The sequence below is a fragment of the Thalassospira sp. CA1 genome (assembly GCF_059052855.1).
In genome coordinates this window covers 1-18,161 of sequence record NZ_JBZCIA010000007.1, presented here as the reverse complement: position 1 = coordinate 18,161, position 18,161 = coordinate 1, and the positions used below count along the sequence as shown (strand labels likewise).

Annotated in this window: 17 protein-coding genes; 2 read left to right on the top strand and 15 right to left on the bottom strand. The window is 55.6% G+C overall.

Features of this window, described 5'->3' with window-relative positions; translation table 11 throughout:
• Positions 1-18 precede the first annotated feature (18 nt).
• The 15 genes from AC5Q5A_RS12810 to AC5Q5A_RS12740 form a co-directional block, all read right to left on the bottom strand.
• Complete coding sequence (locus AC5Q5A_RS12810) at positions 19-414, bottom strand: RidA family protein (RefSeq protein WP_063090420.1); 396 nt, start codon at positions 412-414, stop codon at positions 19-21.
• Positions 407-883 carry an acyl-CoA thioesterase gene (locus tag AC5Q5A_RS12805; RefSeq protein WP_493895512.1) on the bottom strand — a complete coding sequence of 159 codons (477 nt, stop codon included), beginning with the start codon at positions 881-883 and terminating at the stop codon, positions 407-409. Before AC5Q5A_RS12805 ends, AC5Q5A_RS12810 begins: the two co-directional genes overlap by 8 nt.
• Complete coding sequence (locus tag AC5Q5A_RS12800) at positions 840-1,529, bottom strand: ABC transporter ATP-binding protein (protein WP_120225342.1); 690 nt, start codon at positions 1,527-1,529, stop codon at positions 840-842. Before AC5Q5A_RS12800 ends, AC5Q5A_RS12805 begins: the two co-directional genes overlap by 44 nt.
• Before the next feature lies 1 nt (position 1,530).
• Entirely contained in the window at positions 1,531-2,280 is a 750-nt protein-coding gene (locus AC5Q5A_RS12795; protein ID WP_493895511.1) for an ABC transporter ATP-binding protein, read from the bottom strand.
• The gene (locus tag AC5Q5A_RS12790) at positions 2,273-3,259 is read right to left on the bottom strand and encodes a branched-chain amino acid ABC transporter permease (protein ID WP_493895510.1); all 987 of its coding nucleotides are present in this window, start codon (positions 3,257-3,259) and stop codon (positions 2,273-2,275) included. The genes AC5Q5A_RS12795 and AC5Q5A_RS12790 overlap by 8 nt, the downstream gene beginning before the upstream one ends.
• A complete protein-coding gene (locus tag AC5Q5A_RS12785; protein ID WP_008891972.1) occupies positions 3,259-4,176 on the bottom strand; it encodes a branched-chain amino acid ABC transporter permease in 918 nt (305 codons plus the stop codon). Before AC5Q5A_RS12785 ends, AC5Q5A_RS12790 begins: the two co-directional genes overlap by 1 nt.
• A gap of 78 nt (positions 4,177-4,254) precedes the next feature.
• Positions 4,255-5,394, bottom strand: coding sequence for an ABC transporter substrate-binding protein (locus AC5Q5A_RS12780; protein ID WP_008891971.1), 1,140 nt, complete (start codon positions 5,392-5,394; stop codon positions 4,255-4,257).
• A 137-nt stretch (positions 5,395-5,531) separates the two neighbouring features.
• On the bottom strand, positions 5,532-6,380 hold the full coding sequence (kynA, locus tag AC5Q5A_RS12775) for a tryptophan 2,3-dioxygenase (protein ID WP_493895509.1): 849 nt from the start codon (positions 6,378-6,380) through the stop codon (positions 5,532-5,534).
• Between the two features lies 1 nt (position 6,381).
• Positions 6,382-7,575, bottom strand: a complete 1,194-nt coding sequence (gene kynU, locus AC5Q5A_RS12770; RefSeq protein ID WP_493895508.1) for a kynureninase — start codon at positions 7,573-7,575, stop codon at positions 6,382-6,384.
• Complete coding sequence (locus AC5Q5A_RS12765) at positions 7,572-9,197, bottom strand: AMP-binding protein (protein ID WP_008891968.1); 1,626 nt, start codon at positions 9,195-9,197, stop codon at positions 7,572-7,574. The genes kynU and AC5Q5A_RS12765 overlap by 4 nt, the downstream gene beginning before the upstream one ends.
• Positions 9,198-9,222: 25 nt before the next feature.
• Positions 9,223-10,374 carry an acyl-CoA dehydrogenase family protein gene (locus AC5Q5A_RS12760; protein WP_493895507.1) on the bottom strand — a complete coding sequence of 384 codons (1,152 nt, stop codon included), beginning with the start codon at positions 10,372-10,374 and terminating at the stop codon, positions 9,223-9,225.
• Entirely contained in the window at positions 10,374-11,186 is an 813-nt protein-coding gene (locus AC5Q5A_RS12755; protein ID WP_493895506.1) for an enoyl-CoA hydratase family protein, read from the bottom strand. Before AC5Q5A_RS12755 ends, AC5Q5A_RS12760 begins: the two co-directional genes overlap by 1 nt.
• Positions 11,179-11,673, bottom strand: coding sequence for a MarR family winged helix-turn-helix transcriptional regulator (locus AC5Q5A_RS12750; protein WP_245227956.1), 495 nt, complete (start codon positions 11,671-11,673; stop codon positions 11,179-11,181). Before AC5Q5A_RS12750 ends, AC5Q5A_RS12755 begins: the two co-directional genes overlap by 8 nt.
• 2 nt (positions 11,674-11,675) lie before the next feature.
• Positions 11,676-12,434: an SDR family NAD(P)-dependent oxidoreductase gene (locus AC5Q5A_RS12745; RefSeq protein WP_493895505.1), complete on the bottom strand. Its 759-nt coding sequence runs from the start codon at positions 12,432-12,434 to the stop codon at positions 11,676-11,678.
• A gap of 6 nt (positions 12,435-12,440) precedes the next feature.
• The gene (locus AC5Q5A_RS12740; protein ID WP_493895504.1) at positions 12,441-14,735 is read right to left on the bottom strand and encodes a bifunctional salicylyl-CoA 5-hydroxylase/oxidoreductase; all 2,295 of its coding nucleotides are present in this window, start codon (positions 14,733-14,735) and stop codon (positions 12,441-12,443) included.
• A gap of 180 nt (positions 14,736-14,915) precedes the next feature.
• On the opposite strand from AC5Q5A_RS12740, the gene AC5Q5A_RS12735 reads away from it, so the two are divergent.
• Both AC5Q5A_RS12735 and AC5Q5A_RS12730 read left to right on the top strand, forming a co-directional pair.
• Positions 14,916-15,752 (top strand): hormone-sensitive lipase, encoded by an 837-nt coding sequence (locus tag AC5Q5A_RS12735; protein ID WP_493895503.1) that lies wholly within the window; start codon positions 14,916-14,918, stop codon positions 15,750-15,752.
• 1 nt (position 15,753) lies between these two features.
• Positions 15,754-17,715: a 3-hydroxyacyl-CoA dehydrogenase NAD-binding domain-containing protein gene (locus AC5Q5A_RS12730; protein ID WP_493895502.1), complete on the top strand. Its 1,962-nt coding sequence runs from the start codon at positions 15,754-15,756 to the stop codon at positions 17,713-17,715.
• Positions 17,716-18,161: the final 446 nt, after the last annotated feature.

The following is an 18,161-nucleotide window of genomic DNA, read 5'->3' as shown; positions in this document are numbered from 1 at the left end:
TCATGTCCTGATGCCTGATCAGGACGGAATGGCGGCGGTTGCTTCGATCTCGACCAGTGCTTCGTCTTCGACGAGTTCCTTGACCACAACCATGGTCATCGCCGGGAAATGCTTGCCAAGAACGCGTTGATAGGCCTGACCGACTTCGCGCTGATGGGCGAGATATTCCTTTTTATCCGTGACATACCAGGTCAGGCGGGCAATGTGTTCGGGCTTGCCGCCCGCGGCTTCCAGAACGGCGACAATGTTTTTAAGCGCCTGTTCCATCTGGCCGACAAAATCCTTGGCAACAAAGACCTGATCTTCGTTCCAGCCAATCTGGCCACCGATGTAAAGGCGGGCACCATCGGCCAAGACGCCGTTGGCATATCCCTTGGGCTGTTTCCATCCGTCAGGCTGAATGATTTTATGCATTGTTTTCTACCACTTGATTGATTTCTTTTTCGATTTTGGCACGCAAATCATCTGGCCATGCCACTGACTTTCCGGCCCCGTGTTTCGTAAAGACCAGGGTGACCGTTGTTTTCAGGCGTTGCTCGGCACCTGATCGTGCGGTGATTTCCAGCTCTAAACTGGAACGTCCGATCCGCGTCGGGATCAGACAGAATTCCAAAACATCGCCAAGCCTGCTTGGCGCAGTAAACGCTACACTGAGCGCCGCTGTCGGAACGGCAACCTTCATCGGGCCATGCATGGTCGGAAACCCGAACCCGATGACCTGATCAAACCATTCCTCGACCGTGGCATTCACCATCTCGAAATAGCGGGGATAGAAAACAATCCCCGCCGGATCGCAATGTTGGAACATAACCTTCTGAACATAGGTGAATGCCGCCATATCAGACCCCCAGATACCGGTCAGCCAGGTCGTCGGTGAGCTCATTCACCGCCCCACTCCAGGCCGTGATGCCCTTTTCGACAATCACATAGCGATCCGCGACACCCGAAAGTTCCTTAAGCGATTTGTCGACCACAAGGATCGTCAGACCCGATTGTTTAAGCTGATTGATCGCAGCCCAGATTTCCTGACGCACGACGGGCGCCAGTCCCTCGGTTGCTTCATCAAGGATCAGCAAACGCGGATTGGTCATCAGCGCCCGGCCAATCGCCAGCATCTGTTGTTCACCGCCAGAAAGGGTCATGGCCTTTTGATCGCGCCGTTCGGCCAGACGTGGAAATAATCCGGCCACACGATCAAAGTCCCATTCGCCCGGACGGGCAGCAGCAATCAGGTTTTCCGTCACGCTCAGCTGGGCAAAGCACCGGCGTCCTTCGGGCACCAGACCAAGACCAAGGCGGGCCGCCTTGTGCGATGGCATCTTTGCCAGATCCTGCCCGGCAAAGCGGATCGAACCATCACGATGTTCCATCATGCGACAGATGGTTTTGATCGTGGTGGTTTTGCCCATGCCGTTACGGCCCATAAGGGCGACGGCCTCGCCTTCGTTCAGGGACAAATCAATGCCAAACAGGGCCTGTGACGCGCCATAAAACGCGGTAACGCCACTAAGTTCGAGAAGTGCAGTCATATCAGGCTTCCTCCCCGAGATAGGCACGTTTGACATCATCATTGCCGCGGATTTCGTCCACCGTGCCGGTGGCAATGATCCGGCCATAAACCAGAACCGATATCCGGTCTGCCAGCGCAAAGACCGCATCCATGTCATGTTCGACCAGAAGGATCGGTGCCTGTCCTCGCAATCCATCAAGGAACCCGGTCAGACGTTTGGAACCCTCCGGCCCCATACCAGCCATTGGTTCATCCAACAGAAACGCCTTGGGCTCCAGGGCAAGGGCGACCGCCATTTCAAGCTGGCGACGTTCCCCGTGTGAAATGTCGGCTGCGCGCATTTGCGCACGATCCGCCAAGCCAACCCGTTCAAGCTGTGCCATGGCGGGTTCGACCAGCGACTTGTCACCCAGCACCGGCTTAAAGAACCGGAACACTTTGCCGCTGACCGACTGGCGCGCCAGCATGACGTTTTGCAGGACCGAAAATTCCGGCATCAAAGAGGACACCTGAAACGTTCGGGCCAGCCCCATGCGGGATCGCGCCACAGCATCAAGCCCGTTGATGTTCTGACCGTTGAAATGGATATCGCCGCGGTCAGATTTGATCTCGCCCGCGATCTGTTTGATCAGGGTGGATTTGCCCGCCCCGTTCGGACCGATCAGGGCGTGAATTTCGCCCGGCCGCAGATCAAGCGTGACACTGTCACTGGCAAGAAGGGACCCGAATTGCTTGGTGACATCGGAAAGCGAAAGAATGGCATCAGACATGTTTACGCTCCCCCGCCAGAACACCGACAAGTCCACCTCGCGCAAACAGCACGACCAGAAGCAGCAGGACACCCAACGGCAACTGCCAGAATTCCCAAACACCGCCCAGAAGGTGTTCCAGAATGATGTAAAGGGCCGCACCGGCAAGCGGGCCAAACAAACGCCCGACCCCGCCCAAAATGACAAACACCATGATTTCACCTGACATATGCCAGGACAGCATTGTCGGGCTGACAAAGCGGTTGAGATCGGCGTACAGCGCGCCGGCAAGGGCGGTGATCATCGCCGAAATCACAAACGCCACCAGACGAATGCGAAACGGCGCAATGCCAACCGCCGTCATGCGTTGCGGGTTCTGACGCGCGCCCTGAAGGGCAAGGCCAAAGCGCGAGCGGATCAGAACGGCCGAGAACACCATCGCAATTGCCAGCATCCCGGCACACAGGGCAAAGAAGCTGATCGGATCAAGGGTGTTGATCCCCGGGAAGCCATTGCGCACATAGATCGACAACCCGTCTTCCCCACCGTAAGCCGGCCAGGAGATCGCGAAATAATAGATCATCTGTGCGAAGGCCAGCGTGATCATGATGAAATAGACCCCGCTTGTGCGCAGCGTGATGGCGCCAATGACAAGCGCCACCAGTGCCGAGACCACAAGGGCGACGATCCAGATGATGATCATTTGGGTTGTGCCTTCGATCAGGAACGGGCTTTCCATGATCGGTTCATAGTTCAGCGCATGGCTGGCAAGGATACCGGCCGCATAACCGCCAATACCAAAGAACGCGGCATGCCCGAACGACACAAGCCCGCCATAACCCAGCACAAGGTTAAGCCCGACACCGGCCATGGCAAAGATCGCGACCTTGGTGGCCAGGGTGATGATGAAAGGTTCATCCATGCCAAGCGCGATCAGCGGAACAGCGATGAGCGCAATCGCAAGGATGGAATTAATCAGAAACTCGCGGTTCATGGTCATCAGGAAGTCGCCCCGAACAGACCGCTTGGCCGCAGGAACAGAACCAGCGCCATCACGATATAAATCAACATGGATGCCAGTGCCGAGCCAATCGCCGTGGCACTTGACGGATCAAGGAAGGTCGCAAACGCATGCGGCAACAGGAACCGCCCCATCGTGTCGGTAAACCCAACCAGCAAGGAGCCTACCAACGCGCCTTTAATGGAGCCGATGCCGCCAATGACGATCACGACGAAGGCCAGAATAAGAACCGGTTCGCCCATGCCAACCTGAACCGACTGGGTCGTGCCGACAAAGGCACCGGCCAGCCCGGCCAACGCAGCCCCAAGGGCAAAGACAATGGTGTAAAGACGATCAATATCGACACCAAGGGCCGCGATCATGCCACGGTCCGCCTCGCCCGCACGGATGCGGATGCCAAGACGGGTTTTGCCGATCAACAGGAACAAACCGACCGCAACAGCAAGCCCGGCGACAATGATAGCCAAACGGAAAAGCGGGTATTGCGATCCGCCCGGCAGGATAACAGTGCCGGTCAGGAAATCAGGCACGCTTAAAAACAGCGGGAAGGATCCGAAAATCCAGCGTGTGCCTTCGGAGAAAATCAAAATAAGCGCAAAAGTCGCCAGAACCTGATCAAGGTGATCACGGTTATAAAGACGGCGGATAATCAACATTTCGACCAGTGCACCGGCAATAGCAGCCGCCATCAGACTGGCGACAAGTCCCAGCCAGAAAGATCCGGTCCATGCAGCCACAGCCGCACAGGCAAACGCACCGATCATATAAAGGGAGCCATGGGCAAGGTTAATCAGCCCCATCACACCGAAAACCAGCGTCAGCCCCGATGCCATCAAAAACAGCATCACCCCGGACTGAAGGCCGTTTAACAGCTGCTCCAGAAAAAGAGAAAACATTATTGGAAACTCCGTCACAAGGTGGTCGGGGTCCGGTTAATAAATGGAACCGGACCCCGGCCTCTTGTCAGCTCTTTATTACATCGAGCATTCCGACGCATAGGCGTCAGAGTGATCCGTCAGCGCCGTACCGATGATCTTGTTCGTCAGCACATCGCCTTCTTTAACGACTTCACGGACATACAGATCCTGGATCGGATGCTGGTTCGGACCGAAGGTGAACTTGCCACGCACGGAATTGAAATCAGCCGCGCGCAGGGCTTCACGGAAGGCATCCTTGTCGGAAATGCTTGCCTTATCCATCGCCGACAACAGCAGATTGGCGGTATCGAAGCCAAACGATGCATAGAGCGACGGCAGACGACCGTATTCGGCCTGGAAGGTTTCAACGAAAGCCGCGTTGGTTGGGTTGTCGATGTCTTTCGACCAGTTCGAGGTGTTTTTCACACCAAGTGCTGCGTCACCAACGGCACCGAGAATGCCCTGATCCATCGAGAAGGCCGGACCAATCAGCGGCTTGTCGACGCCAGACTGGGCATACTGCTTCATGAACGCGATGCCCATGCCGCCCGGCAGGAAGAAGAATACGTGATCCGCATCCGACGCACGAATTTGTGCAATTTCAGCTGCGTAGTCAGTCTGACCAAGCTTGGTGTAAACTTCGTTGGTGATATCGCCAAAGAAGAAGCGCTTGAAACCGGTCAGTGAATCTTTACCTGCCGGATAGTTCGGCGCAAGGATGAACGCCTTTTCATAACCAGCACTCGAAGCATAGCCACCGGCGGCTTCATGCAGGTTGTCGTTCTGATAGGAAACGCTGAAATAGTTCTTGTTGCAGCCCTTGCCTGCCAGCTGCGACGGTGCCGCGTTAACCGACATGTAGATCTTGTCCTGAGCCACAGCAGACGGCACAACCGCCATCGCAAGGTTCGACCAGATGATACCGGTGAGAACATCAACCTTGTCCTGCTGGATCATTTTATCGGCCAGCTGAACTGCGATATCCGGTTTGCGCTGATCGTCTTCGATTACGACTTCAAGATCGGGATTGTTTGCCTGTTTGACAGCAAGCATGAAGCCGTCACGTGCATCAATACCAAGCCCTGCACCACCGCCAGAAAGTGTGGTGATCATACCCACCTTGACCGGCTCTGCCTGCGCAGCTCCGGCTGCAAGCAAAGCAGCAGCTGCTGCGATGGTTGTCTTAATACCCTTCATTTAAGCCTCCGTGTTTATACAATTTTTCATTTAGCAACACGTTGATCCCGCGACATTTATGTCTTTATGCGTCACGGTTTTAGTGAACCTGATGCCTGCCCCTGATTTTGCAGTATTTGCATCCGGTCCGTCCATCCTCAAAGCGCGGTTCTAACCCGCCAGAGTTCCGGAAACAGTTCTACTTCCAACATTTTCTTCAGGTAACTGACGCCTCCCGTGCCGCCAGTGCCACGCTTGAACCCGATCACGCGTTCGACCGTCGTGACATGGTTAAAACGCCATCGCCGGAAATAGTCTTCGAAATCGACCAGCTTTTCCGCCAATTCATAAAGCGACCAGTATCTGCCCGGATCGCTGTAAACCTTTTGCCAGGCTGCGATGACTGCGTCATCGGGCGCATAGGGTGCCGACACATCACGGTTCAGAACGGCTGCTGGCACCTCAATCCCGTCCTCTGCATTCAGCAAGCAAAGGGCTTCATCATAAAGGCTTGGTGTTGCGAGCTCCGCCTTCAGCATTTCGGTGATGTCTTCGCGGTGCGCATGCGGGCGCAACATCGCGTGGTTGCGATTGCCCAGCATGAATTCGATCAGACGATACTGATAGGACTGGAACCCCGATGACGGGCCAAGCGCATCGCGAAACGTCGTGTAATCGCTTGGCGTCATGGTGCGCAGGACATCCCATGCGTTGTTAAGCTGCTCGAAAATACGCGACACACGCGCCAGCATCTTGAACGCCGGACGCAGATCACCACCATGGATCGCCTTGCGGGCCGCACTGATTTCGCGAATGGCAAGCTTCATCCAAAGTTCGGACGTCTGGTGCTGAATGATGAAAAGCATCTCATCATGGGCATCGGACTGCGGATGCTGGGCCGTCAGGATCGCATCAAGTGACAGATAATCCCCATAGGACATCTGATCGGAGAAATCCGTGCGCGCACCTTCCGTGCTTGGATCATATGGCGAGGTCTGCTTTGCCATCTCAGGTCACCGCGTTGCGTTTGTGGAATTCCGGCTTGTCCCAAGCGCGGGTTTCCATGATTTCAGCCAAAATTTTCACCGCACCATCAACATCACCCTTGTCGATATAAAGCGGGGTGAAGCCAAAACGGATCACATCCGGTGCGCGGAAATCACCAATCACACCTCGCGCAATCAAGGCCTGCATGACGGCGTAGCCCTGATCAAACCTGAACGACACCTGCGATCCACGTTCTTCGGGATTGCGCGGACTTGCCAGTTCCAGCATCGGGCAATTTGCCTCGACCCCGGCGATAAATTGTTCACACAGCTCAATACTGCGTTTGCGGATATCGGCCATGTCAACGCCGTACCATGCCTTCATGGCTTCTTCCAGCACGGTCATCTGAATGACCGGCGGCGTGCCGACACGCATGCGCGATACATCCGTTGCCGGGGTGTAATCGGGATCAAAGGCAAAGGGTGCTGCGTGCCCCAACCAGCCCGAAAGTGCGGGGCGGGCAGATTTTGCATGATCCGGGCGGACATAGATAAAGGCCGGCGCACCGGGACCACCATTCAGATACTTGTATGTACAGCCCACAGCGAAATCGGCATTGCATCCCGTCAGATCAACCGGCACAGCCCCGGCCGAATGCGCCAAATCCCAGATCACCAACGCACCAGCAGCATGGGCCAGATCGGTAAGGCGTTTCATGTCGTGCATCCGGCCCGTGCGGTAATCCACCTGGGTCAGCATCAGCACCGCCAGATCTTCGTTGATCAGGCTTTCGACGTCTTCCGGGTTCGGTGTTTTCAACACATGACCACGATCAAGCGACTTGATCAGGCCATCTGCCATATAAAGATCGGTCGGGAAGTTTCCATTATCAGAAACGATCACCTTGCGATCCGGGCGCATTTCAAGCGCACTTGCCAAGGCCTGATAAACCTTGATCGACAGGGTATCACCCATCACCACAGTACCGGGTGCCGCCCCGATCAAACGTGCGACAAGATTGCCGACACGTTCGGGTTGCTCCATCCATTTGGCATCGTTCCAGCCACGGATCAGCATTTCCCCCCATTCCTGTTCGATCATCTCCTTGGCGCGGTTGGCCGCCGTTTTCGGCAGCACACCAAGCGAGTTCCCATCAAGGTAAATCACACCTTCCGGTATATGGAACAGGGATTTGGTGGCGGCAAAGTCGGTCATGCAGACGGTTCCTGTTTCAGTCTGAAGCGCTGGATTTTTCCAGTCGCGGTTTTTGGCAACGCCTCGATAAAGACGACGGAGCGCGGATATTTAAACGGCGCGATGGTCGCTTTTACATGATCCTGAAGCGCTTTGGCCATCTCGGGCGTTGGATCGAACCCTTCGGCCAGCACAATATGCGCCTGAACGATCGTTCCGCGTTCTTCATCGGGCGCGCCAACAACCGCACATTCCGCCACCGACGCATGTGCTAACAACGCCGCCTCGACCTCTGGCCCGGCGATGTTATAGCCCGACGACACAATCATATCGTCGTTGCGTGCCGCGAAGTGATAGTAGCCGTCTTCATCAACAAAGAACGCATCCCCCGTCAGGTTCCAGCCATCGCGGACATAGACGCTTTGACGCACGTCATCCAGATAACGGCATCCCGTGGGACCACGAACCGCAAGGCGCCCGACAGTTCCGACAGGCACTTCGTTCATTTTGTCATCGACAATCTTGGCTTCGTATCCGGTTACCGGCCGACCTGTGCAGGCCGGGTGGCTGTCACCAAATCGGTTGGAAATAAAGATATGGAGCATCTCGGTCGCACCGATGCCATCAAGCATCGGCTTACCTGTTTTTGCCATCCACGCTTCATATACCGGGGCTGGCAGGGTTTCACCGGCCGACACGGCGGCGCGCAGCGATGACAGATCAGCACCATCTTCCATGGCTGATAACATCACGCGATACGCAGTCGGTGCGGTAAAGCAGACCGTTGCCTTATAGGTTTCGATGATTTCGATCATGTTGGGCGGCGATGCCTTTTCAAGCAAGGTCGCCGTCGCCCCGAACCGCAACGGAAAGATCGCAAGCCCGCCAAGCCCGAATGTAAAGGCCAGCGGCGGGGAGCCGACAAACACGTCATCAGGGGTGACATTCAGCACTTCCTTGGCATAGCCATCGGCAATGATCAGAAGGTCCCGATGGAAATGCATGGTGGCCTTGGGGCTGCCGGTGGTGCCCGATGTAAAGCCAAGCAACGCAACATCATCGCGCCCGGTCTTGACCGCTTCGAACTTGACCGATTTGGTCAGCGCAATGCGATCAAGCTCCGCATCATGATTGGCAGTACCGTCAAAGCCGATCACCTTTTTAAGGAACTTGCTGTCCTTGGCGCACGCCACCAGTTCATCCATCAGGCGCGTGTCGCACAGGGCAAATTCGATCTCGGCCTTGTCAACGATCTGACCCAGTTCACCGGCACGGAGCATCGGCATGGTATTAACCACAACCGCCCCGGCCTTGGTTGCCGCCAGCCAGCAAGCCACCATTGCGGGGTTATTGGCCGAGCGGATCAGGATGCGGTTGCCCGGTTTAACACCGTAATCCTCAGCCAATGCATGGGCGATCCGGTTGGTCCAGTCTGCCAGTTCCTTATAGGTACGCTGGCGACCATTGCCGATCAGGGCAGTGTTATCGCCAAATCCCTGTTCGACCATCTTGTCGGTCAGTTCGACCCCGGCATTCAGATATTCGGGATAATCAAACCCATCCAGATTGATATCCGGCCATTCTGCAAACGGGGGCAATTTATCCCGTGTGAAGCTATCGGTATGTGCGGTTGGTCCGAGCATTGTGAAGTCCCTGATACAGCCATTATTACGCCAGCGTTTGCCGTGCGATGATTATTTTCTGGACGTCGGATGCGCCTTCATAAATACGAAGGGCGCGAATTTCCCGGTAAAGCGATTCAACGATGTGCCCGCTGCGCACACCATCGCCGCCATGAATTTGCACCGCCTTATCGATGACGGTTTGTGCATGATCGGTTGAATAAAGTTTGGCCATCGCCGCTTCGCGACTAACCCGCGCAGCACCACTGTCCTTAAGCCAGGCGGCGCGATAAACCAGAAGGGCCGAGGCATCGATATCAAGCGCCATGTCCGCGACATGCCCCTGCACCATCTGCAGATCAAAAAGTGGCGCGCCAAACAGTTCGCGTTCCTGAACGCGGGTGATGGTTTCATCAAGTGCCCGACGGGCAAAGCCAAGGGCGGCTGCGGCAACGGTCGATCGGAAAACATCCAAAACCGACATCGCGATCTTGAACCCATCCCCACCCTTGCCCATCAGGGCGGAGGCCGGAATACGGCAATCGGTAAATTTCAAACGTGCCAACGGATGCGGGGCGATGGTGTGCAGGCGTTCCGCGATTTCAAAGCCAGGCACGTTCGCCGGCACGATGAAGGCTGAAAGCCCCTTGGCACCGGGGGCCTCGCCCGTGCGGGCAAAGACGCAATAGAAATCGGCAATGCCACCGTTTGAGATCCAGGTTTTTTCACCGTTCAGGACGAAGTCATCACCATCACGCTTTGCCTCAAGCGCGATATTGGCAACGTCCGAGCCCGATTGCGGTTCGGTCAGTGCAAAGGCGGCAATCGCCTTGCCGGAACGTACTTTTGGCAACCAGTTATCTTTCTGGTCGTTTGTTCCGAACAAGGAGATTGCGCCACTCCCCAACCCTTGCATCGCAAATGAAAAATCAGCAAGCCCATCATAACGCGCCAGTGTTTCACGGATCAGGCAAAGCGATCTGACATCAAGCTTTGATCCCGCGTCAACCGGATCAATCGCGGCATGGTGCAACCAATCGCCACTGGCAAGACTAGCAACAAGGTCACGGCAGGCAGCATCGACATCCTCATGATTGATGCCCTTGATGTTGCTTGCGGCCCAATCATCAAGCTTTGCCGCCAGTTCACGATGGCGGTCTTCAAAGAATGGCCAATCAAGATAGGTCTTATCTGCCATCAGTCGCCCTCGAACACCGGTTTTTCCTTGGCAACGAATGCCTTGTAGGCGCGATTGAAATCCTCGGTCTGCATGCAGATCGCCTGCGCCTGCGCTTCGGCCTCGATCGCCTGTTCGATCGACATATTCCATTCCTGGGCCAGCATGGTTTTGGTCATCATGTGACCAAAGTTCGGGCCCCGGGAAATGCGGGTTGCAAGTGCAATCGCTTCGGCCTCAAGCGCATCCGCTTCTACCAGACGATTATAAAAGCCCCAACGCTCGCCTTCCTCAGCCGACATGGATCGGCCGGTATAAAGAAGCTCTGCCGCGCGGCCCTGTCCGATGATGCGCGGCAGGATGGCGCACGCGCCCATGTCACATCCGGCAAGCCCGACCCGGGTAAACAGGAACGCGGTTTTGGATGCTTCGGTCGCCAGTCGCAAATCAGATGCCATGGCAATGATGGCCCCCGCCCCGACACAAACACCGTCTACCGCGGCAATAACAGGTTTGCCACAGCCAATAATCGCCTTGACCAGATCACCGGTCATGCGGGTGAATTCCAGAAGGCCCTTCATGTCCTTGTCGATCAGCGGACCGATAATGTCATGCACATCCCCGCCAGAGCAGAAATTGCCCCCGTTCGAGCCAAACACGACCGCCTTGACGTCTTCGGCATAGACCAGATCGCGGAACGTATCGCGAAGCTCGGCATAGCTTTCAAAGGTTAGCGGGTTCTTGCGATCCGGGCGATCAAGCGAAATGACCACAACGTCGCCTTCCATGCGCCAGTTGAAATGTTTGGGCGTGATGTTTGCCATCTTAGTCATGGTGGGGCGCCTCGTTATGATGGGAAATGTTGCGCAGGATGCGGATCAGGGCATCGGCATCGCCAGACGACAGATCGGAAAACAGATCCGAAACCCAACCTTCATGCACCAGCGCACGTTCAGCGAAATCCTTTTCACCCGCCGGGGTCAGACGGACAATCGATGCCCGACGATCATTTTCAACCGGCATGCGAACAACCAGTCCCTCTGCCACCAGACGATCAACGATCCCGGTGACATTGCCGTTTGATACCATCAGCGACTTTGAAAGCTCGCTCATGCGCATGCCATCGCGTTCGCGATAAAGGGCGGCCAAAACGTCAAAGCGCGGCAAGGTAGATCCGAACTCAAGGCGCATCTTTTCGCGCAGCTCGCCCTCGATCTTGCGCGACACCTTCAGGATTTGCAGCCAAGCGCGTAACCGTGCCTTCGACAGATCAGACGTCTCATTTCCTGCCCGTTCGGAAAGTGCTTCGGATTTGTTCATGTTCATACTTCTCCTCCCGAAACGGAAATCGTCTGTCCCGTTATCGATGCCGTCTTGGGGCTGCAAAGCCACATGACGGTTTCAGCAACCTCTTCAGGCTGAATGAACCGGTTTTGCGGATTGATTTTGGCAAGGCTGGCGCGCGCGGCGTCCTTGCTCATGCCGGTTTTGGCAACGATGTTTTCCACCGACTTTTCCAACATCGGGGTTTCCATGAAGCCCGGACAAACCGCATTGATCGTGATCGGGCTGTTGGCCAACTCTGCTGCCATACCCTTGACCATGCCCACAACGCCATGCTTTGCCGCACAATAAGCCGTGACATAGGCATAGCCCTTAAGCCCGGCGGTCGAGGCAATTGAAATCAGCCGACCCGGCTTGGTCTTGTCCATTGCAGCCAATCCTTCTCGGAACGTCAAAAACGTTCCGGTCAGATTGACATCCATGGTCCGCTGCCAAAGATCGACCGATGTTTTGCCAATCGGTGCACTTTCGGCCATGCCGGCATTGGCGATCACCAGATCAGGTGTGCCGACCACATCGACCATGGTCGTGAACATATCTTGTACTGATGTTTCATCGGTGACATCGGCCACGATGGCAGTGATGTTTTCATGTTCGGCAACTTCGGCCAGCACATCTGATCGCCGTCCGGATACCACAACCTTCACACCGGCATCGGCCAGCATCCGGGCCATCACGGCCCCGACACCAGAACCGCCGCCGGTGATCAATGCGTTATGAACGGCAAGATCGCGCATGTGTGCTTATACCTTTCCGGTCATGGTTTCTGCCCGCTCGGCAAGACGGCACATCTGATCACGCCCGGCATAGTATGGCGCCGGCCAGTTTTCTGTGCGGTTGCCAAGGCTGGCTGCCTGATGCAGCGTCCAATACGGATTGGCCAGATGCGGTCGCGCCAGACAAACAAGGTCAGCACGCCCGGCCATCAGGATCGAATTGACGTGATCGGCCTCATAGATATTGCCAACCGCCATGGTCGGAATACCGGCTTCGTTGCGGATACGGTCGGAAAACGGCGTCTGGAACATACGGCCATAAACCGGCTTGGCATCCGTTGTCGTTTGCCCTGCCGATACGTCACAAATATCGACGTCATTGGCCTTAAGCATTTTGGCGATCTCAACCGCTTCTTCGGGCGTAATGCCCGCATCACCGACCCAGTCATTGGCCGAAATACGCACCGACATCGGCTTATTCTTGGGCCATGCTGCACGAACGGCATTGATGACTTCAAGCGGATAACGCATCCGGTTTTCAAGCGATCCACCATATTCATCGTCGCGGATATTGCTGACCGGGCTGATGAAAGATGACAGAAGATAGCCATGCGCGGCATGAACCTCGATCATGTCAAAGCCTGCGCGATCGGCCATTTCGGCCGATGCGACAAACTGATCACGAACCATATCCATGTCTTCACGCGTCATGGCCTTTGGCACCGCATTGCGGTCCGACCATGCGATGGCAGATGCCGACATCAGCGGCCAGTTGCCATCCTTTAATGGTGCATCCATTTCTTCCCAGCCAAGCTGGGTCGAGCCCTTCCGCCCGGAATGACCGATCTGCATGCAGACCTTGGCATCCGTCTCGGCATGGATGAAATCCGTAATCCGCGCCCAGGCCTTCTCGTGGCTGGCATCATAGGCCCCCGGGCAACCCGGCGTGATGCGACCTTCCGGCGAAACACAGGTCATCTCGGTATAAACCAACCCTGCCCCGCCTTTTGCGCGCTCGGCGTAATGCACCAGATGCCAGTCGGTCGGGCAGCCATCAACCGCCTTGTACTGTGCCATCGGCGAGACAACGATGCGGTTCTTAAGCGACATGTCGCGCAACTGATAGGGCACAAACATCGGATGGCGAACCGGTGCACTTTCCGAAAGGCCCGCCTGCGTCTGGAACCATTTTTCCGCACCTTCAAGCCATTTGGCATCGCGCAGGCGCAGGTTTTCATGACTGATGCGCTGCGATCTGGTCAAAAGCGAATAGGTAAACTGGGTCGGATCAAAATCGAAATAGCGTTCGATTTCCTCAAACCACTCCATCGAGTTGCGCGCTGCCGATTGCAGACGCAGGACCTCAAGACGGCGCTCGTCTTCATATTTGCCAAAGGCGGACTTAAGGTCGCCTTCGGAATGCAGGTAGTTCGCCAGTGCAATCGCGCTTTCAAGCGCAAGCTTGGTCCCCGACCCGATGGAAAAATGTGCCGTCGCCGCCGCATCGCCCATCAGGACGATGTTTTCATGTGACCAGCTTTTACACAAAACCCGCGGGAAGCTCAGCCAGGCCGAACCACGAATATGATGCGCATTGCTGATCAGATTGTGACCGCCAAGATGATCCTTGAAGATATCCTCGCAGGTCGCAATCGACTCTTCCTTCGACATCTCGCCAAAACCGTAGGCATCCCAGGTTTCCTGCGTGCATTCGACAATAAAGGTCGCGGTTTCGTCATCAAACTGATAGGCGTGCGCCCAAACCCAACCCTTGTCTGTTTCCTCAAAGATAAAGGTAAAGGCGTCATCGAATTTCTGATGCGTGCCCAGCCAGACGAACTTGCATTTGCGCGTATCGATATCGGGCTGGAAATGTTCGGCAAATTCGGTGCGGGTTCTGGAATTCAGGCCGTCACTGGCAACGACAAGATCAAATTCCTTGGCGTAATGCGCAGCACTTTCGGCCTCTGTCTCAAACCGAAGCTCCACACCAAGTTCGCGTGCCCGATCTTGCAACAGGATCAGAAGCTTTTTACGCCCAATGCCACAGAACCCGTGACCAGTGGAAATCGTCTTTTCGCCGCGATACTGAACCGCAACGTCATCCCAATAGGAAAAGTTGGCGCGAATGGCCTCGGCACTTTTGGCGTCATTCTCGGCCAGATTGTCCAGCGTCTCGTCAGACAGCACCACGCCCCAGCCAAATGTGTCATCAGGCTTGTTGCGTTCAATCACAACAACCTCATGCGCGGGGTCGCGCAATTTCATCGAGATTGCAAAATAAAGCCCCGCAGGACCGCCACCCAGACAAGCTACTCTCACCAGCTTTTCCCTTCCTGATTTGTTTGGTTGTTTCGGGAAACTGATAAAACGGTACGCCTCGTTTTATTTTATTTCAAGCACAAATATTTTAAGTTTGAAATATCTACGGATTTGCCTAGAATTTGATCCATAACCAGAATGCATCAGACAGGTGCTGCACGAAATTTCAGGGAACCGACCATGATTACCGACTGGGATGATGCTTATGCCAATGGCGATTACATTGCCGATGCCGCAACCTATCCGGAACTTTGGGCGACCCAATCGGCAAAGTTTCGCGACGAGCTGAGTGGCGACAATCGTGCCCGGATTGACATCGCCTATGGCAACGCCCCCCGCGAAAAATATGATCTTTTCCTCCCGGCCGGCACGCCAAAGGGCTTGGCCGTGTTCGTGCATGGTGGCTACTGGAAGGCGTTTGATAAATCCAGTTGGTCGCATCTGGCGAATGGTGCCGTTACGAAAGGCTGGGCTGTCTGCATGCCAAGCTATACACTCGCACCCGATGCACGCCTTTCTGACATTACCCGCCAGATCGGGGCTGCCATCACCCATGCCGCGGATCAGATTGCGGGTCCGATCCACATCACGGGGCATTCGGCCGGCGGCCATCTGGTTAGCCGCATGGTCAGCCACACGTCGCCGCTTTCGTCCTCCGTTCTGGCACGGATTGAAAACACGGTTTCCATTTCCGGCCTTCATGATCTTCGCCCGCTGCTGAGGACTTTGATGAACAATACCCTTGGACTGGACGCGGCCGAAGCCGAACATGAGAGTGCCGCCCTTCTGAAGCCCGCCTTACCATGTTCGATCACCTGCTGGGTCGGGGCGGATGAACGCCCGGAATTTGTTCGCCAGAATGATCTGCTGGCCAATATCTGGACCGGCCTAGGTGCTCGCACGCGAAGTGTGCATGCCCCGGACAAACATCATTTCAATGTGATTGCCGATCTCGCCAACCCGGATTCTGATCTCGTTGCCTGTCTGCTTACCCCCATCAGTGCGGAGTACGCATAAAATGTCGACCGTCACACTGACACTTGAAAACGCCATTGCAGTTATCACCGTCAACAACCCGCCGATTAACGCGACCAGCCACGCAGTTCGCAGCGGGATCGTCGATGCACTGGATCAGATTGATGGCAATGATGACATCTGCGCCGCAATATTGATTTGCGACGGCAAGACCTTCATTGCCGGTGCCGATGTCAGCGAGTTTGGCCAACCGCCCAAGGCGCCGATCCTGCCCGACGTGATCAAACGCATTGAGGCCACAACCAAACCGGTCATCGCCGCCATTCATGGTCACGCCCTTGGTGGCGGACTGGAAGTGGCCCTTGGCTGTCATTATCGCATTGCCAATAGCACGGCCAAACTCGGCCTGCCGGAGGTTAATCTTGGCCTGATCCCGGGGGCGGGCGGAACGGTCCGCTTGCCACGACTTGTCCCGGTCACAGAGGCCATCTCGATGATTACCAGCGGCAAACCGGTTTCGGCTGCCAAGGCCAACGAGATAGGCTTGATTGATGCGATTACCCACGGTGCCTTGGGCGATGCCGCACGCGACTTTGCCAAGACCATCCTCAATCGGGAAACACCGGCGTCGCTTCTTGCCCGGAATCCCATCGATGCGCCGAGCTCTGCGCAATGGGATGACATAACATCCGCGACGAAAAAGAAGGTCCGTGGTCAGGTCGCCCCGCTTGCCGCCATTTCCGCCATCCGAAATGGCATCGAACACGGCCCGGATGCAGGCCTTGATTTTGAGCGCGAAAAATTCATCGAACTGCGTGACAGCGATCAGTCAAAGGCGCTGCGCCACATCTTCTTTGCCGAACGTTCAGTTGCCAAACTGCCCGAACTTAAAGGTTTTGAACCCAACCCGATCCGCCAGGTTGGCGTGATTGGCGGCGGCATCATGGGGGCAGGCATAGCCACGGCATCCCTGCTCGCGGGCTTTGATGTCACGATCATCGAACGAGATGAAGCTGCATGTGAAAATGGCCGTGCGACGGTTGAAAAACACCTTGCCGGCAGCCTCAAGCGCGGCCTGATCACTCAGGATCGCCTTGATGCGCTGATGGCCTCCCTTTCGACCAGCATTGATTACGCTGCCTTGTCTGATGCCGATCTGGTGGTCGAGGCCGTGTTTGAAGATATGGCTGTCAAACATGATGTCTTTGGCAAACTAAGTCTTCATTGCAAGGCCGATGCGGTGCTTGCGTCCAACACATCCTATCTCGACATCAATGAAATTGCCGCGCGCTGCGTCAACCCGCAGCGCTTGATTGGCCTGCATTTCTTCTCGCCCGCCCATATCATGAAGCTGCTTGAGGTTGTCCGAACCGACAAGGCCGACGCCAAAAGCCTTGCAACCGCGTTCGAGTTTGCCCGCGCCCTTGGCAAGATTGCGGTTCCGTGCGGGGTTTGTGATGGTTTTATCGGCAACCGGATCATGTCCGCCTATCGCAAGCATTGTGAATACATGCTCGAAGACGGCGCACTCCCCCATCAGATTGATGCCGCGATGGTTGAATTCGGCTTCCCGATGGGCCTGTTTGCCATGCAGGATATGGCGGGCCTCGAAATTTCATGGGCCACCCGCAAACGCCTCGCCCCGTTCCGCGATCCCTCCGAACGTTATGTCGCTTTGGGTGATTACCTCTGCGAGATGGACCGTTTTGGCAAAAAGAACGGCCTTGGCTGGTATCGTTATGATGAAAACGGCAAGGCTCAGCCTGATCCGGAGGTCGATGCATTGGTGATCGCCGAATCAGCTAAAAAAGGCATTACCCGGCGCGACTTCACCAGCGCGGAAATCATGGATGTCATTCTGACTGCTATGCGTAATGAAGGCGACAAGATCCTGTCAGAAGGGATCACCAACAATACTGATGCCATCGATGTTGTCATGGTCAATGGCTATGGCTTCCCAAGGCACAAGGGTGGGCCGATGTTTATGACTGCTAAGAAAGATTAGGTGAGAGCTTGCTACCCCAGCGCAGTCTGCGCGCGGCTTCGCCGTGCTCGACCTTCAGACTAAAAACGTGCCACCGGCACGTTTTCTATACGTCTTCAGCCTTCAAGTTATGAGAAGGCTCATAAGCCAAGGAAGGTTGCAGGTTCAAGTTCTGACCCAATACTAAAACGACAAAACCCCGCTATTGGCGGGGTTTGTTGTTTTGGTTGCGGGGGCAGGATTAGTCTACGCCCTATGGGCTCCGCCAGCTCCGGCCAGAGGCCTACGCAAAGAACCTGCAAACAGGCATTGACCTGTTTGCGATGTTCCAATCCGTATGCACCCGGCAATCGAACATTAAAAAAGCCCGCCACAAGGGCGAGCTTTATCAATGTTGGTTGCGGGGGCAGGATTTGAACCTGCGACCTTCAGGTTATGAGCCTGACGAGCTACCGGGCTGCTCCACC

What these genes read in the sequence shown, in the direction of transcription:
- AC5Q5A_RS12735 (WP_493895503.1), top strand. Translation starts at nt 14,916, where the DNA reads ATGATTACCGACTGGGATGATGCTTATGCCAATGGCGATTACATTGCC.
- AC5Q5A_RS12745 (WP_493895505.1), bottom strand. Translation starts at nt 12,434, where the DNA reads ATGCGCGATCTTGCCGTTCATAACGCATTGATCACCGGCGGCGGTTCT.
- AC5Q5A_RS12785 (WP_008891972.1), bottom strand. Translation starts at nt 4,176, where the DNA reads ATGTTTTCTCTTTTTCTGGAGCAGCTGTTAAACGGCCTTCAGTCCGGG.
- AC5Q5A_RS12730 (WP_493895502.1), top strand. Translation starts at nt 15,754, where the DNA reads ATGTCGACCGTCACACTGACACTTGAAAACGCCATTGCAGTTATCACC.
- AC5Q5A_RS12750 (WP_245227956.1), bottom strand. Translation starts at nt 11,673, where the DNA reads ATGAACAAATCCGAAGCACTTTCCGAACGGGCAGGAAATGAGACGTCT.
- kynU (WP_493895508.1), bottom strand. Translation starts at nt 7,575, where the DNA reads ATGACCGACTTTGCCGCCACCAAATCCCTGTTCCATATACCGGAAGGT.
- AC5Q5A_RS12790 (WP_493895510.1), bottom strand. Translation starts at nt 3,259, where the DNA reads ATGACCATGAACCGCGAGTTTCTGATTAATTCCATCCTTGCGATTGCG.
- AC5Q5A_RS12755 (WP_493895506.1), bottom strand. Translation starts at nt 11,186, where the DNA reads ATGACTAAGATGGCAAACATCACGCCCAAACATTTCAACTGGCGCATG.
- AC5Q5A_RS12780 (WP_008891971.1), bottom strand. Translation starts at nt 5,394, where the DNA reads ATGAAGGGTATTAAGACAACCATCGCAGCAGCTGCTGCTTTGCTTGCA.
- AC5Q5A_RS12810 (WP_063090420.1), bottom strand. Translation starts at nt 414, where the DNA reads ATGCATAAAATCATTCAGCCTGACGGATGGAAACAGCCCAAGGGATAT.
- AC5Q5A_RS12765 (WP_008891968.1), bottom strand. Translation starts at nt 9,197, where the DNA reads ATGCTCGGACCAACCGCACATACCGATAGCTTCACACGGGATAAATTG.
- AC5Q5A_RS12795 (WP_493895511.1), bottom strand. Translation starts at nt 2,280, where the DNA reads ATGTCTGATGCCATTCTTTCGCTTTCCGATGTCACCAAGCAATTCGGG.
- AC5Q5A_RS12805 (WP_493895512.1), bottom strand. Translation starts at nt 883, where the DNA reads ATGAGCTCACCGACGACCTGGCTGACCGGTATCTGGGGGTCTGATATG.
- kynA (WP_493895509.1), bottom strand. Translation starts at nt 6,380, where the DNA reads ATGGCAAAGCAGACCTCGCCATATGATCCAAGCACGGAAGGTGCGCGC.
- AC5Q5A_RS12760 (WP_493895507.1), bottom strand. Translation starts at nt 10,374, where the DNA reads ATGGCAGATAAGACCTATCTTGATTGGCCATTCTTTGAAGACCGCCAT.
- AC5Q5A_RS12800 (WP_120225342.1), bottom strand. Translation starts at nt 1,529, where the DNA reads ATGACTGCACTTCTCGAACTTAGTGGCGTTACCGCGTTTTATGGCGCG.